The organism is Paenibacillus tengchongensis (assembly GCF_008973665.1).
Classification (GTDB): domain Bacteria; phylum Bacillota; class Bacilli; order Paenibacillales; family Paenibacillaceae; genus Paenibacillus_AQ; species Paenibacillus_AQ tengchongensis.
The window spans coordinates 1-16,088 of the sequence record NZ_WACP01000014.1 but is presented as its reverse complement, the minus strand read 5'-3'; the positions used below and the strand labels follow the sequence as shown (position 1 = coordinate 16,088).

The window sequence follows — 16,088 nt, the reverse complement described above, 5'->3', positions numbered from 1 at the left end:
CTCTTTGGGTTTGGTTTGCTGCTTTCAATTCACAAATATCTCTTTGACCGAAATCACTTTGTCTCCCTGGGTAACAACCTCAAACGGACTTTTCAACGGCACCTCACCATCTCCGTATAGAAAAGCCATAAATTCCTGCTTGCTCTTCGTGGAATAGATTCGATCGCCATCCTTATCCTGTACAAATAGAGTCCCTGTATCATAAAATATTCCGTGTTGTCATCAACCGCGAAGTCCTTTATATCCTCAGAGGTATTGAGAATGTAGTAGCCATTAGGCATATCTTTAGCTGTCAGGCCTAATTCTTTGATCCGATCTCCGTGTTCAGATTCAATAAACTCGAAATCATTGATCTTGAGCACATTTCCCTCCAAGGCAATATACCCTGTATAAAGTTGTTTTCCGGCCGATGACTCCTTACTGTATTCTTTAACCGTCTCCGAAATTGCGGCAATATCCGCAGACATTTGAGAGTAATCCGCTTCTGTTTCCTCTGTATATTCAACGCCTGACGGATAGGCTAATACATAAGAATATTGATCGGTAGTGAATACAAGACCCCTCATGCCAGCCCCATTTTGCGCTTGCTCATCTGTCATTTTACCCGGATAACGGATAATCGCAAATAATTGGCCTTGTGCGCCGCTTTTCATTTTCGAATCTGTATGCAGGAACGCTACATAATTTACCGGTACAACCAGACAACATAATAATTGTGAAAACAAAAAGGATGAGGTTAAGCTGAAATCTTCGCATATAGATCCCCTTATCATTTTTTCTAAAGTTTACCATATACAGCGTCATTTCGGTACCGGACCGGCGGCCTCATCGCCTTGTATTTTCCCGGGGAGATCCCTGCACTCTTCTTGAAGCTCCGGATGAAATTGGCATAATCGCTGAACCCGGAGAGCTCACAGGCCTCAGCAACGGATTTGCCGGCGGCGAGATAACTTTTGGCGAGCGATACCCGCTGGTCAATAATATAGGAACGTATCGTAAGTCCGGTATGCTCCCTGAACAGCCGGCTGATATATTTGCTGCTGTAATGAAACTCCTGCTCCAGATGTCCGGAAGTGATGTCTTCAGCCAGATGGCTTTTGATATAGGACATTGTACTGCTGACCAGGTCAGGCATGATATTGTACGGACTATGCGTGGAAGAGCGGTAGAGGGTGTTGATGAATACAAGCAGTTGGGTTGCGTAGGCTTCGGCCAGAATATCCTGCCCATATTCTTCTGAGCGGAGACAGGCGATCAGTTGTGCAGCCAATCCCGTGTAATATATGATCTGCTCCTGCGTTAGCCTTGTCAGATTGTTCTCTCCAAAAGCATGGGCTTCGAAACAGGAGAACAAGCTGGATCGGCGGCTTGAGAGCTTGTTCAGAGCTGTTTCTTTGATATTCAATCCAATCCGTTCATACGTTTGGGTATCCAGGCAGATACAGCGGTGCAGCTCGCCCGGGCGGATCAGGATTAAGTCTCCGGGTACCAGCTTGTAGCAGGACTGTTCCAGATACATGAGAGCATTGCCCCTGAGGAACAGATAGACCTCATAAGCATCATGGCGGTGATAAGGCAGCGTTGGATCAATCAGCTCTGTAGTGGATGTATTGTGGAAGCAGATCAGCTCTTCCTTAATCGGTGAAAAAATGTGGCCGGTATCCAGCATCATAGCCATCCATCCTTTTCTGCAAATCTTCGGGATCAGTGGCATCCGCGCAATAAGAAATCGTTTTACTGCAAAGATTATCCCATCAATACCAAATATAATACAGAATTAGGAAGCGTTTGCAAGTGTTTCTATAATGGTAGACAAGCTGTGTGCATCCTACAGCCGCTTCGCACAGACGGGAGGTGATACAGGTTTCATAAATGCACTAACCTATTCAGTGAGGAGATGGATCAATGCTAAACGGTGTAAAAAAATCAATGTGTACCTTATTGGCAGCCGTGACTGTACTGACAGCAGTACTGCTTCCAGCGCCTCCCAAAGTTTCGGCTGCAAGTGATGTTACAGTAAACCTATCGGCAGAGAAACAAGTCATCCGAGGTTTTGGGGGGATCAATCTTCCGGCCTGGATTGGGGATCTTACGCCGGCACAAAGAGAAACCGCGTTCGGCAATGGAGCAAACCAGCTGGGCTTCTCAGTTCTGCGAATTTATGTGGATGAGAATAAGAATAACTGGTACCGAGAAGTAGATACGGCAAAGGCTGCTATTGCCAAAGGAGCGACCGTCTTTGCTTCGCCCTGGAACCCGCCAAGTGACATGACGGAAACCTTTACCCGCAACGGGGAATCCGCCAAGCGGCTAAGATATGACAAGTATGCTGCCTATGCGCAGCATCTAAATGACTTCGTTACCTACATGAAGAATAACGGAGTAGACCTCTATGCGATCTCTGTGCAGAATGAACCGGATTATGCCCATACCTGGACCTGGTGGACACCTCAAGAGATGCTCAAGTTTATGAAAGAAAATGCCGGATCGATCAATTGCCGGGTTATCGCTCCCGAATCCTTCTCCTATCTCAAAAACATGTCTGATCCCATCCTGAATGACACGCAGGCCTTGGCCAATATGGATATTCTGGGTGCACATACTTACGGCACCTCGTTCAGCAATTTCCCGTATCCGCTGTTTAAGCAAAAAGGGGCGGGGAAGGAGTTATGGATGACGGAGGTGTACTATCCCAACAGTAATAACAACTCGGCCAATCTCTGGCCTGAGGCACTGGAAGTAGCCTATCATATGCATAATGCCATGGTCGAAGCGGATTTCCAGGCCTATGTATGGTGGTACATCCGCCGCCAATACGGCCCGATGAATGAGGACGGCACGATCAGCAAGCGCGGGGACAGTATGGCCCAGTTCTCCAAATTCATCCGTCCCGGATATGTCAGAGTGGATGCAACCAAGAATCCGGATACAAATGTTTACACCTCGGCCTACAAGGGTGACAACAAAGTTGTCATAGTAGCCATCAACAAAGGCTCATCTGCGGTTAATCAAAGATTTGTCCTGCAGAACGGGACGGCTTCAAGCGTATCCTCATGGGTGACCGATGCTTCCAGAAAGGTTGCTGCAGGAGCAACAGCCACTGTGTCCAGCAATGCTTTTACTGCCCAGCTTCCTGCACAGAGTGTGACCACTTTTGTAGCAGCACTGGGGAGCGGCAGCGGTACCATAAACGGAACGGTTTATGAAGCCGAGACAGGTACAACCTTGACTGAAGCCGTCACCGAAACCATCAACTCCGGATATAACGGCAGCAGTTATGTCAACTTCACCGGCTTAACGGATGCCGCGATCCAGTGGAACAGTATTTACTGCGCAACTGAAAGCACCAAATATGTGAAGTTCCGCTATGCACTAGCTTCAGGAACACGGAACCTGGATGTATACGTGAATGGAACCAAGGTCATTACCAATTTGGCCTTTACCGAAACCGGGAGCTGGACAACCTGGGGCGAGAAAACCATTCAGGTTCCGATGAATATCGGAAACAACACGCTCAAAGTTGTGACAACGGGGGCAGATGGCCCCAATATAGATAGCATCGCTGTTACGCTAACGCCCAATTAAAGAAAGCAGCGCCCCATACAGCAGACAGGTGGAACCGTGAAACCTGTCGCTATATGGGGCGCTTGTCAATTTAGGAGCATTCTTTTATTGTTGCCCAAGAATTCTGTACATCAGCATGGCGGCTTCGGCCCGCGTCGAATGAGCAGCGGGCAGGAGCTGCTGCCGGGAATCTCCCTTGATGAGACCCGCTGCTGTAAGTGTCGCGATATCCTCTGCCGCATACCCGGAGATCCGGTTGCGATCGGTAAAGCTGTCCAATACTGTGGACGATATCGCACCTGATTTCCAGCCTTCTGTAGCCCTAAGAGCTCTAGCTGCCATAACAAACATCTCTTGTCTGGTGATCGGCTCATGCGGTTGGTAAAGACCACCCGGCTGACCTGTAACTACTCCAAGCTTCCGGGCAGTCATAAGTTCCTGATAGAAATAATCATCCGGTGACACATCCGTGAATCCGGCTCCTTCCGGCGCTTGAAGTCCCAACCCCCGGACCAGTAAAAGTGCGAAGTCTGCGCGTGAAACGGACTGTTCCGGTCTGAACTCCGTTTCTGACATTCCGTTAATGATGCCTTTGGAAGCGAGCACTTCAACAGCGAACTTTGCCCAGTGGGAAGGGGCAATATCTGCAAATGTCTTGTGATTATAGACCACTGCATACTGACCGGAAGGGTGAGCGCTTGCGAAAATGGCCTGCTGCTTCTCTCCGCTATACTCCGCGCTTATTACAGGCTGGATCACTCCGTGTTCATTGACGGACCAGACCGCTATAAAGGCATTATCAGCTGCAGGAACGGCTGGCGCATGGGGAAGTCCGATCTCTATGGGCGAAGATAGAGCGTCAGGCTGCAGCTTGGTTCCTTCCAGATGAAGCCCAACCTCAACCAGCGGGCTGCCGCCCAGCTTAGCCTTCAGCTGACCCTCGGCATCGACAGTGCTTAGAGATAATGTCACAGATTTTGCTCCGGCCAGCGTCTCCGCCGGGAATATATTGTCCGGTAACCGGACCGTTGCTAAAGTTGAACTGACCTCAAGCTGCAGGGAGGAGGCTCCTGAGCGGAAAGCGGAAGCAGGGAGGCTGACCTCAATTTCCTTCATCTCCTGGGCTGGATCAGCGGCAAGCTGAATGCGGATCATTTTTAACCCTGCGGAACCGGCTTTGGCAATGGACAGTGTTTTTTGCAGGGTGGAATCATTCAGTATTCCCTTGGCTTTGCCGGCATTGACAGTTACGGGCAGTTCAACTCTGACGCTGCCGTCCAGCTGGAGGACCGTAGAAACAGATTCTGCAGCGGCTGATCCAGTGCTGCCTGTATCCGGTGCAGCCGTCGGACTTGGTGTAGCTGTAGGCTCCGGTGTAGCAGATGGCCCCGGTGTAGCGGAAGGGCTTGGCGATGGACTTGTTCCCGGCTCTTCAGTCCCTGGTTCTTCAAAAGGAATAAACTTCAGGAAATCACCCCAGATGATATTTCCTTCCGCATCCCTCGTATAAGTGGTGACTGGCTGTAAGCTTACAAAGTTAGCATCCGTCAGCTGCTTGCCCGACTTGTTGACTGAAGCTGTGCCATCGTACATGAAGTTATGGATAGCCGCCAGGGAAGCCGGATATTGGTCTTTGCCAATGCTCTTCGTCTGGTAGGAGACAAAGCCGTCGATTTTAAAGTCTGCAGTGATCTGGTCGTACGTGGTGAAGCTAAGGTTCCCGCGGGTGTTATTAAAGCCGATGTTGTTAATCGCAATAACTCCCGGGTTACTGTTGCTGGTGAACCCATATGCTCCGTTACCGAAGGCAATGGAATTACGGATGGTATGCGTGACGTGAATGCCTTCTCCACCTAACTTGAAGCCGTTCTTATCCCCGGCACCAACCGTTCCGTCCGTTAAATAACCGTTATTGAAAGCGGCGCTGTTCTCGATTAATACAGGACCGATTGCGCCTGAGCCTGCCTTCGTGTATAAATCCCAGCCATCGTCGATGTTATTATGCGCCAGGCAGCCCCGGAAGATATTTCCGATGCCTGACGTCAGCTTTGCTGCAAAGCCATCTGCATTATTGTCAGACGGATCGCGGTTATCGAAGGAGGTGCTGTTCAGAATTAAGTTGTAGGATGGCCATTCAGATATGTCTTGGGCGGTGCCGTCGGTCCGGCTGATTTGCAGGCCGGTGTCACCGTTAGCGTAGAAACGGCTATTCTCAACGATGTTATAGTTGCCTCCAACCGTAAAGCCCTTGGTATTGGCCGCTGAGCGGGTGAAATCAATTCCCTTCACATGCCAATAGTTCCCGCTGAGCAGTACACCTTCTGATTTTTTGTCAAAATCGATGATAGGTCTTGCACCAGGTGCCGCCTCCAGAACCTTTCTGGCAGCTTCAGTACCATCATTGTACTTGGCAATCACAAGCGGTGATTTCCGCACATAATGGCCGTCGAGCACAATAATATGCTGGCCTGGCTTAACATAATCGATTGCGGTATCGATGTCCAGCGGGAGCTCAAGGGTTCCATCCCCGGCGCTTGTTCCAGTAGGGGATACATAGATATCGGTTCCTTCGTCATAACTGTTCCTGGTTACAGTGAAGTTATGGACGATTTTATCGTAAGAAGTCAGGTACTGGGTATCCTCCGGCCAGAACGTTACGCTGAAGTTCGTATCGCCTTGCTCACGGATCACCGCTGGAATTACAAGACGCTTATCGGCTGCGGCCTCCAGATCCTGTGCGATGACCTTAGAGCCCTGCTTCACCGTTACGGTTCCGCCCACATTGGGACGAATAACCAGCTGATATTCCGGCGTAGAGGTCTTGCTCCGGGACAGTATGCTCAGGCTTGGTGTTACCGGAGCTGACGGAGGTTCAACCTTAGGTGAATCAGTAGCTGCACTGGTTACCGTTAACTCAATATTGCGGATGTCTATCGTAGCAAGGCGTGCCGTATAGAATCCGACATACATTTTGGAGTCTTGCACCTTAAGGATATCCGGCTCAAAGTGGATGGCTTCCTGGCCATTGTTGATCCGGCCTATGAAACCGCTGTTCGTCTTGGATAAGGTTAGACGATAAGGTGCTGTAGGGGCCGTGTTGGCGGGCCCAGGCCGTTCATTCTTGAGCATGATCGTCTTAATGCCTTGGCTTCCGGTGCCATCGGAACTCTCGACGCCGGAGCGAATGAACAGCTGAGTGCCGAGAGGGCTTTTGGTACCGCCGCTGTAGCCGCCGATGGCCGCGATATTCGAGGCGAATACGCTGCTGTTTCCGGGTGTCCCAATGGCATCGCGCGCCATGATGCCGAAAGATTCCTGACCGTCATATGGCGTCTTTGCATAAGCCAGCACTTCGATATCCGCGGACAGCACGAAATTATCTTCTGCCGCATCAAGCTCTGTGTAGTAGAAGGTAATGCCGTCATGGTCTTCCGTGACCTTACCGCCGCCTTCCAGGGCGATCACCTCGACTGTTCCGTCTTCTTTAAGCAGAATTTTGTTATTAGCGGCAGATGTAGATTGGCCGAAAGAGACGCTGTGCCATACAGGCTCTGCCTTTTCTTTTACCGTGACAGCATACGTAATCGGCGGAATGGAAGAATCATCTGGAATGATTCCAATTTCGTAGACTCCGGCCTGTTTGTTATCGAACCTGGAGCTGTCGAGCTTATAGCCGCTCAGAACCTCCCGGTCCGCGTTGTCATACACTTTCGATACGACCAGCTGATCGCTGTTAAAGGGATCATTAATGAAGAAAGTCGTTGCCGGATAGTTAGTGACTTCAATACCGACGAGTTGCTTGATTTGGACCTTAACAGTGAAAGCTGCTGTTAATCCTTTGTGGGTTACCTTGATTTCCTTGTCTCCCGGTGTCTGGGTATTGAGAGGGGAGACGGTGTACTCGTCTTTGGTCAGCCTGATTTGCGTGTTATCCGAGTAGTGAGCATACAGGACCAATCCTTCTAATTGCAGGGAATCCCCGATGTAATAGACGGTTTGCTTCGGCTCATGCCTAATCTCTAATTTGGATAGTGTCGCATCTATGACTTCGACATTAAAGGCAGTCGTGCTTGCCGGGGTCTCTGCCGATGTGATCACGACTTCATGAGAACCCGATTTTGTAAACGTAAAGGGAAGCTGTTCCGTCACTGGTTGACCGCCGATGGAGAGGGTATATAGATCATCCGTCAGCTCTTTGCTGAGGTAACCGTCATTATAATGGGCAACAACCACTAACCCCTCCGGATCAAAAGCATCTCCCGGGTAATAGATGGTTTTGGCCGGCTCATATTTAACGGATAATGAGGTCACGGTTAACGGCAGAATGTGCAGCAGGATATCTACAGAAGCGCCGTTATAATGAATGGTCACTGTATTGTCCCCAGCCTTGCTGCTGTCAAAGCCGGTCACGATGTAGTCCGCAGAAGACAGGATGGCTTCGCTGTTATCCGAGAAGAGTGCTTTAATGACCAGTCCGCTCAGATCCAGAGGTTCGCCCACCAGATAACCGGTTTTCGTCATCCCGCTCGTATCGGCAGACAAGCCGGTTACCCTCTTGGTCTCGACCTGCAGGTCCAGCCCACTAAAGGTTACAGTTGCATCTCTGGCCACATAGATTCCGGCAAAGATAGTATCGGTAAATGTATCCTCCAGGGTAACGCTTTCAGTCTGGCCATCCACGCTTAGGGAATACATATTGCCCGATTTTTTGAGGCTAAGCTCATAGACTTCACCACCAGCAGGGGCATTACTTCCGCTAAATGGATTCAATTTCACTTGTGCAGTCTTCTTATAGAAGCCTTTCATCGCTAAATCCAGCGCACCCACAGCGGCATAATTGGAGGTGGTGGTGCCGGAATCGCCATGGATTCCAACCGTATCCCTAAGCATAAGTCCGAAGGATTTCTGATTCGGTGAGCTGACATCGCTCCTCGTATTAAATGCGGAGACATTCGCTTTGGCTTTTAGCTCAAAGTTCAGGTCAGCGGGAAGCTCTTTGTAATAAAAAGATAAGCCCTCATCGCCGCCTGAAATCTTACCGCCGTAAGTAGTCATTGTGACTGTGGATTGATCCTGAGCAATCGGCTCGGGATTCTTAACCGCGGACGTGTTTGCTCCGAAGGCGCTAAACGCCCATGGGCCCAGTTCCGGTTCTGCTTGTCCTTCTTGAAGGAGTTGAACATTACGGAAGGTGACTGTTGTATTTCTTGCTGTATAAAGGCCGGCATATTGGATAGAGCCAGCGAAGCTATCAATGATCTTGATATCATTGCCAATCTGAACGGTATACAGATTTCCGCTCTTCTTAATGCTTAATTCGTAATCTTCACCCTGGGCCGGCCGTTTGGCAGCCGCAAAACCAAGCCTCTGTAAAGTGCCTTTCTCTAATTTGTGAAACGCTTTCATTTCTTGGTCCAATGCACCTGCAGCCACGTAATCTCCGGAGTATGCTCCGAATTGATTGTCCCACACATTGCCCCGCAGCATGATGCCAAAAGATACCTGATTATTGGCCGCCCAAGTATCAACATGGGCTGTTGCTTTTAATTCGAAATTCACTCCTGGATCAATCTCTTGATAGTAATAAGCTATTCCTTCTGTGCTGCCCGCTATTTTACCTCTGTCGTTTGAACTGCGAAGGGTAACAGTTCCATCACCTTGCTCAGTGATGCCAAAGTTCACCGGTGTAATTTTGTCCTGAGCTCCTACATCACCAAAAACACTGCCTTTCCACTTACTCTGACTCTGAATGTTGATCATCCCGTCTTGAGGATCATTTCCTTCTTCTGCTGACAGGGATAATGGAACGGATGAACATAAGAGCAGGAAGATTAAAAACATGGCTAACAAACGTTTTGGTTTTTTCACAACGATTAAAATCTCTCCTTATTGGACCGATTTTGATCAACGTATCCATTTGATCTCTGACATTATACGTTGTCTGTGAAAAGTACAGCCATAATCAATACTCCATAATCCGCAGCGCAGAAGGGATGGGAGGGAGGATGTGAGATAATGACACTTGGTTTATGCAGAAATTAGGCGGGGCCCTTTAATCAGGAAGGATACGATCGAAATTCGCATCGATGTCCACAATAAGTTTTATTAGACGGTCTTTGGGGTACGTGAAGTTGCCTTTGGCCCAATATTCAAGCATCGAGATACAGCCTTGAAGATGATATGTTGCCATGAACATCCATTCTTCATCCCTCTCCAGGTGATTCGTCTCATAATCCCAGATATCAATGTACTTCTGCTCAAGGAGAGAAATGATCCGCTCATGAATGCTCCGGTTTCTGCTCTTGTCCAGGAACATACGCATCAGCCTTGGATTGTTGTACACGTATTGGATCAGCTTTTCAAATAATTCTTTATACGAATGGGTTGGGTCCCCGACAAAAATCGCTGCAAGCTCTTCCATGACATTATTTTCGATCTGTTCATACAAATCGTAAACATCTTTATAATGAGTGTAAAAGGTAGCCCTGTGAATATCCGCCTTGTCCGTTAATTCTCTAACGGTAATATTGTGCAGTTCTTTTTCGGTTAATAACTCGGCCAACGCGTCCCAGAGCGCTCTTGTTGTCCTTTTCACCCGCCGGTCCTCTTTGTTCATATGCTCACCTTCCATCCTGTGATAAACGACTTCATGTCTATTATGTTGCAACTCTCGTCGAAATACAATTGCGGCAACAAAGCGACAATATTCGCTTGGAGTGTCGTTTGGACGACATTATTGCGACGAATTGAATATAGAAAGACGACTCCGTGTCTATTAAAATGTGGAATAGAACATTCCTTTGACAGATACAGACGGGAGGAAACCATGGATATTGTGATCAAGCAGCTCCGCAAAGCGGATTTTGGCAAAGCCCGAAACTTCGCGGTTGAAGGCATGCATTTACATTGGTATGCAAGCAGTAAGATGGAATTATATTTTTACAGCAAGTATTTCTGGTATTTAGAGATTTCCAAAGCTACCCAGGCATTGGGCGCGTACATGGGAGATCAGTTAGTGGGCGTATTATTGGCCGATATGAAGAACGAGCCGACAATCTTCACTTCATTCTGGTATAAGCTGTATGTAAAAAGCGTCGGCTTTCTCATAAACCTTGGTTATAGCAAGGCATCTAACAACTATGAAAGTGCAAACTCAAAGATGTTAGAGCACTTCAGGAATAAGCATACACCGGATGGGGAAATCAACTTCTTTGCAGTGGACCCGGCGATTAAAGGAAAGGGAATTGGCACCTTATTGCTGCAGAAGCTGGAGAGAGAAGAGCAGGGGAAACTGATTTATCTGTATACGGACAGCGGTTCTACTTATCAGTTCTATCTGCACCGGGGCTTCGAGATGTTTGAACAGCATGAGATTGAATTGCAGATCAACCGCAATATAGTGGAGCTGCAGTGTTTTTTATTTAGCAAGAGGCTGTAAATGAACGGGGAGGATTAGCATGGCTGCATTTGCCGGAATCAGAGCTTGTTTTGGTAATGAGAAAATAAACACGGGAAGACAACCTGAGCTGGACCTGGCCAAAGGTTGTGCAATCTTGTTTATGGTATGGACGCATGTGTTCGACGAATTGTCGCCTGATTCCCAAGGAATTCTCGTCACGCTCGTCAGAAACATATTGGGAGGCCCTTTTGCTGCACCGGTATTCATGATTTGTCTGGGGATCGGCGTGAGTTACTCCCGCAACAACAGCCCAAAGGATTTAATGAAGCGAGGATTTAGTTTGCTCGGTATAGGACTTCTTCTCAATATATTCCGTTATGTCCTGCCTGACCTTGCGAAGTATGCGATAACCCATGAAAGCACCTATCTTTATCATACCTTTTCATTATTTAGTGTAGATATTTTACAATTTGCAGGCTTGGCGTTCCTGTTTCTTGCACTGTTAACAAAGCTGAAATTGAACAACTTATCGCTCCTCATTATCGGGGTAGTGGCATCCTTGCTAGGGACGGTTCTACGCGGGGTATCTACCGGAAATTATGTGGGGGATCAATTCATCGGCTTTATCTGGGGCACTGCCAGCCGAAGCTACTTCCCCTTTTTGAACTGGCTGATATTCCCGATTTCCGGGCTGGTCTTTGGTTCTTTATTGAAGCACTGTACGGATAAAAAGAGTTTCTACTTACGTATTGCGCCGATATGCATTGGACTTACGACGATCTACCTGATTTTAACGATCCGTTTTGGAATTATGTTTTCTTCAGCGGGTTCCTATTATTTCTTAGGACTGTTGGATGCAGTCTTTTTTATGGTATTGGCTGTAGGTTTCTTCGGCCTGAATTATGCGATCCTGCAAATGCTCCCGGCAGTATCTTTCCAGCCGCTCATAAGATGGAGCAAAAATATAAACGCGATCTATTGCATTCACTGGTCACTGATTGGGGTTATCGGAATTCTCATGCAGCTGCTAATCAAGTCAAGCGCGTTACCGTTCTGGCAGGCGACCTTAATTGCCACACTTCTATTACTGATCTCAGATCAAATCGCTATATGGTATCTGGATAAACTCAAGCCATATTTTATGAGAAGATTATAGGAGGTTCAACAGGATAGAGCGGCAGTCTAAGACTTGAAAAATAAAGTTTAGACTGCCGCCATTGTTTTTAAACTAACGATTCCCGTTAGCTCAATAGTCTTATGTTTTAATTAGAATCACTGCTTAGAGTAACCTTTAATATATCTAGTTTTCATTGTGATATCACTAGCATTAGAAAGTAAACTATGTATACGATTTACTTCCTCCTTGGTCTCTGTATTTAAGTCTAAAATGAACTCTGGTGAAATAATTATCGGTGGTACTTGTTCACCAACGTCATGACCATATATGCAAACACAAATTATCTTTACCCAAAATCCCCACTCATTTGGTTTACTTAATACATCGTCAATCGAGCAAATTATCGTATCAATCTTAGTTACTACTGGATATTCTTCCAAAAGCCTGTCTTTAATATTTGACAATCTTTCGTAATCAATATCTTTGGGATTTACACATACAATAGTAAAGTCTGCATCTGACTTAAAAGGTTTAGCAGTTCCTTTTGGAATCGAGCCACACATGTAAATGCTATGAATCTTACCTTTAAATTCGGTAAGTATATTATCTATATACTTATCAACAAAATCCTTATATTCACTTTGTATTACAATTCTATTTATAACTTTCTCTAATATCATATAGACTCCCCCTAAACTGAGAACTTCTTTCGGCTAACGTCTTTTTGCGAACTTCGTAAATTCGTCATGACTTAAGTTATTCGCGAAGTCATTCAACTATCCTGCAGCTAGCTTAATGAGGCATTGTCAGTCTAACACTTTATTATTCAGTCTATATAAGTTGAACTTAAGATTAGGCTGAATAAGGCCGGAAAGTGAATTAAAGTTATGGACTTCCGTACCCTGCTCATTCCCGATCTCCATATGAATACCGCTATTTGCTGTTGAAATCGCTGGCAGCAGGCTCTGTCCGGCTCTGTTTAGGTATGATGAACGAAAAGCAACCCCTATTCAACAAGGATAAATGTATATCGTACAACTATTTGTTTATGCACCCATTTTTGAAGGATAGATGTATTTTGTGCAACTAAAATCAGCAAATAGGGATCAAACTGCCTTAAAGCAAGAAAATAGATGTACGGAATGCAACTATAGCCGGGAAACGGCCTGTTTAGATGGATATAGTTGTACAAACTGCAATTAGCTTAGCAGCGGGTAGTGAGGTCATAAAGAGCAATAGCTGCCGTCGCCTTTAGTAAAGGGTGCTCTTGGCCTTCCTCATCTATCTTATTGATTTAACCTGTGTGGAGGATAATCACGGTCTACATTGCAGCAGCTTAAAACGATGACAGCCCGTGCTTCGCCTATCAGCTTTACTGTGGAAAGCCATCAGGTAGAGGCCGGGACTGCAACAAGCGGTATAAATCAAGAAATCTACGGACGGGAAGCGACCGGAAGTCCAATTGTTTTCTTGTATCACGGCTAATCCCAACACAAAAATCTTTAGATCAATCTATATAGAAGTTTATTTTCTTTTGACAGAGAGCAATGATATTAGCTGAGCTGCCTTGTTAGATTGATAAATTTCCGGATATCCATTATCATGAAAGCGTTCAATCCCATCATAGAAGAGAGCACATTAAATTACGAGGTGAGCAGAATGAGATACAGAAGACTAGGCAAGACGGAACTGGATGTATCCGTAGTAGGCGTGGGCACGTGGCAGTTTGGCGGTGACTGGGGCAAGGATTATACCCAGAAAGACGTCGATGCCATTCTCTATCGGGCCAAAGAACTGGGCATTAATTTGATTGATACGGCCGAATGCTACGGACCTCACCATATGTCGGAGAGCTTTATCGGCGATTTCATGTCACGGGATCGGCGTGAGGACTGGGTGATTGCAACCAAGTTCGGCCACCTGTGGCATGATCATTGGACCAATGCCTGGAGCGTGGATCAGATTCGCGTGCAGCTGGAAGAATCCCTGAGAGCCCTCCGGACGGATTATGTTGACTTGTATCAGTTCCATTCCGGATCGGATGAAACGTTCGATAATGACGATTTGTGGACCATGCTGGACAAGCAGGTGCAAGCCGGTACTATCCGTAATCTCGGGATATCGATCGGAAGCAACGATAATCTGCATCAGACGAGCAGGGCTACCGAGTTTAATGCGAAGGCTATTCAGGTGGTATATAACCGGCTGGACCAGAAGCCGGAAGAGAGGGTATTCCCTTCCTGCCAGGAGCAGGATCTGGGGGTGCTCGCGAGAGTCCCGCTGGCCAGCGGCTACCTGAGCGGCAAATACAAGCCGGGCGCCGTGTTTGGTGACAATGTCAGAAAAGGACACGAGCGCGAAGAGATCGATAAGAAGCTGAAGCTGGTGAGTGAAATTCAGAAGAACGAGGTACCGGAAGGTGTCGACATGGCATCATGGGCCTTGGCCTGGTGTCTGAAGCATCCGGCCGTCAGCTGCGTCATTCCGGGATGCAAAAGTCCGGAACAGGTGGAAGCGAACGCCAGGGCTGCAGAGCTGGAGCTGTAAGTAAGCTTGATGGACATCAATCCACTTGAAAGCCGCTATTATAGCGGCTTTTATTTTACCATACAAATTTAGAGCTATACCGAAAGGGGCAAAAAAATGAGTGTAATTGGCAGAATGTCCGAAATTATCGGCCTTGCACATATAAGGGATATCATAGAATTTAACTGCATTTCAGTTACGAATTGCGGTGCTTATACAAGAAATAAAATTGAATATGAAGTGAACGGTCGTATCATACCTGCCTTCCTGCTTATTCCAGAAGGTGAAGCACCGTTTCCGGCAGTTTTGGTTAATCATCAACACCATAGTCAACGAAATTGGGGCAAAAGTGAAGTTTGCGGATTGGTCGGTGACCCGTTACAGGATTTTGGAAGCAAGCTTGCTTGTGCAGGTTTTGTAGTCATTGCGCCAGATGCAATATGTTTCGAGGAACGAAGAGTAAATGCGAGGGGCACTGAAGAAAACCACACAGCAGATGAATGGAATCATTTCCTTGCACTATGCCATGGGATTTTGACAGGGGAGACATTGGCGAAAATTTCCATAGAAGATGCTATAGGTGCAATAAGTGTTCTTAATGGTTTGGATATGGTGGACAAAACAAAAATGGGTTGCTTAGGACATTCTTATGGCGGGAACACTACATATTTTGCAGCTGCTTTTGACAAAAGAATAAACTATGCCATGTCAAGCGGAAGCGTTGTCAGTTATAAACATCGTATGGATAACTCCATAGGAATAGAAATGTCTAGTATTATACCTGGAATTCTCAAAGAATTTGAAATTGTTGATGTCATAAAAGAAATAGCACCGAGAGATTTCTTAATAATTTGTTCCGATGAAGATAAGTATTCAAAGGATGCGCCGCAGATTTATGAAATGGTAAGAGAACATTATATCTCAAGACATGCAGAAAAGAATTTGCAGATCAAACAATATAAAGGGGGTCATCAATTGACACAAGAACGCTTTGACTATATTTTAGAATGGATTACCAGCCACGCCTGAGCCTAATATTTCATTGATATGATCCACCAATTGATAAATATCCTTTGTCCGATAAGTATATATCACATCTTCATATGATGAATAGAGCATAGTATTCACTCCGTTAACCCCCATCTCCATGAGGAGCAAACAGTATTCACCAGTCTTCTCTCCTGCAGGATACCAGCCAACATCAATAATACGCTTCTTATAAGGATTGGACAGTAGCAGAAGATTTTCCTTAAGAGCGCCAAGCGAAATATTAGGGTCATATAATCCTTCAGACAATTCATTAATATGTACAGTCCAACCACCGGGTAATTTCAAAGGTATTAATTTAAAAATTGAAATAACCTCCTAATAAAGCATAATTTATCAGATTGTCGAGAAACCCAGGTCATTCAAAGACCCTGGGTTTCTTTTGTGTTCCAAAGTTGGCCTACGAGCTGGAAAACGAGGGGGTTATCCCCGTTT

At 46.5% G+C, this 16,088-nt stretch carries 10 protein-coding genes and 1 pseudogene; 5 read left to right on the top strand and 6 right to left on the bottom strand.

The window, feature by feature from the left end; genetic code table 11:
- Window positions 1–92: 92 nt before the first annotated feature.
- A complete protein-coding gene (locus tag F1381_RS21315) occupies window positions 93–653 on the bottom strand; it encodes a hypothetical protein (RefSeq protein WP_151736872.1) in 561 nt (186 codons plus the stop codon).
- Window positions 654–778: 125 nt separating this feature from the next.
- Entirely contained in the window at window positions 779–1,672 is an 894-nt protein-coding gene (locus F1381_RS21310; RefSeq protein WP_187355502.1) for a helix-turn-helix transcriptional regulator, read from the bottom strand.
- A gap of 233 nt (window positions 1,673–1,905) precedes the next feature.
- Here F1381_RS21310 and xynC point away from each other — a divergent pair, with 233 nt between their 5' ends.
- Window positions 1,906–3,585, top strand: a complete 1,680-nt coding sequence (xynC, locus tag F1381_RS21305; RefSeq protein ID WP_151736870.1) for a glucuronoarabinoxylan endo-1,4-beta-xylanase XynC — start codon at window positions 1,906–1,908, stop codon at window positions 3,583–3,585.
- 84 nt (window positions 3,586–3,669) lie between these two features.
- Here xynC and F1381_RS21300 read toward each other — a convergent pair whose 3' ends face one another.
- On the bottom strand, window positions 3,670–9,324 hold the full coding sequence (locus F1381_RS21300) for a bacterial Ig-like domain-containing protein (RefSeq protein WP_484549338.1): 5,655 nt from the start codon (window positions 9,322–9,324) through the stop codon (window positions 3,670–3,672).
- 292 nt (window positions 9,325–9,616) lie between these two features.
- A complete protein-coding gene (locus F1381_RS21295) occupies window positions 9,617–10,180 on the bottom strand; it encodes a TetR/AcrR family transcriptional regulator (RefSeq protein WP_151736868.1) in 564 nt (187 codons plus the stop codon).
- A 210-nt stretch (window positions 10,181–10,390) separates the two neighbouring features.
- Here F1381_RS21295 and F1381_RS21290 point away from each other — a divergent pair, with 210 nt between their 5' ends.
- Window positions 10,391–11,002, top strand: coding sequence for a GNAT family N-acetyltransferase (locus F1381_RS21290; RefSeq protein ID WP_151736867.1), 612 nt, complete (start codon window positions 10,391–10,393; stop codon window positions 11,000–11,002).
- Window positions 11,003–11,021: 19 nt separating this feature from the next.
- Complete coding sequence (locus F1381_RS21285) at window positions 11,022–12,119, top strand: acyltransferase family protein (protein WP_151736866.1); 1,098 nt, start codon at window positions 11,022–11,024, stop codon at window positions 12,117–12,119.
- 119 nt (window positions 12,120–12,238) lie between these two features.
- Here F1381_RS21285 and F1381_RS21280 read toward each other — a convergent pair.
- Window positions 12,239–12,760, bottom strand: a pseudogene (locus F1381_RS21280) (nucleotidyltransferase domain-containing protein); the annotation flags it as partial.
- 979 nt (window positions 12,761–13,739) lie between these two features.
- Here F1381_RS21280 and F1381_RS21275 point away from each other — a divergent pair.
- On the top strand, window positions 13,740–14,627 hold the full coding sequence (locus F1381_RS21275) for an aldo/keto reductase (RefSeq protein ID WP_151736865.1): 888 nt from the start codon (window positions 13,740–13,742) through the stop codon (window positions 14,625–14,627).
- A gap of 96 nt (window positions 14,628–14,723) precedes the next feature.
- Complete coding sequence (locus tag F1381_RS21270; protein ID WP_151736864.1) at window positions 14,724–15,635, top strand: dienelactone hydrolase family protein; 912 nt, start codon at window positions 14,724–14,726, stop codon at window positions 15,633–15,635.
- Here F1381_RS21270 and F1381_RS21265 read toward each other — a convergent pair.
- Window positions 15,609–15,941, bottom strand: a complete 333-nt coding sequence (locus F1381_RS21265; RefSeq protein ID WP_151736863.1) for a hypothetical protein — start codon at window positions 15,939–15,941, stop codon at window positions 15,609–15,611. The genes F1381_RS21270 and F1381_RS21265 overlap by 27 nt on opposite strands.
- Between the last annotated feature and the right edge of the window lie 147 nt (window positions 15,942–16,088).

Bases quoted from the DNA above. Each gene is read 5' to 3' on its own strand.
- F1381_RS21315 (WP_151736872.1), bottom strand. From the start codon at position 653: ATGAAAAGCGGCGCACAAGGCCAATTATTTGCGATTATCCGTTATCCG.
- F1381_RS21310 (WP_187355502.1), bottom strand. From the start codon at position 1,672: ATGATGCTGGATACCGGCCACATTTTTTCACCGATTAAGGAAGAGCTG.
- xynC (WP_151736870.1), top strand. From the start codon at position 1,906: ATGCTAAACGGTGTAAAAAAATCAATGTGTACCTTATTGGCAGCCGTG.
- F1381_RS21300 (WP_484549338.1), bottom strand. From the start codon at position 9,324: ATGATCAACATTCAGAGTCAGAGTAAGTGGAAAGGCAGTGTTTTTGGT.
- F1381_RS21295 (WP_151736868.1), bottom strand. From the start codon at position 10,180: ATGAACAAAGAGGACCGGCGGGTGAAAAGGACAACAAGAGCGCTCTGG.
- F1381_RS21290 (WP_151736867.1), top strand. From the start codon at position 10,391: ATGGATATTGTGATCAAGCAGCTCCGCAAAGCGGATTTTGGCAAAGCC.
- F1381_RS21285 (WP_151736866.1), top strand. From the start codon at position 11,022: ATGGCTGCATTTGCCGGAATCAGAGCTTGTTTTGGTAATGAGAAAATA.
- F1381_RS21275 (WP_151736865.1), top strand. From the start codon at position 13,740: ATGAGATACAGAAGACTAGGCAAGACGGAACTGGATGTATCCGTAGTA.
- F1381_RS21270 (WP_151736864.1), top strand. From the start codon at position 14,724: ATGAGTGTAATTGGCAGAATGTCCGAAATTATCGGCCTTGCACATATA.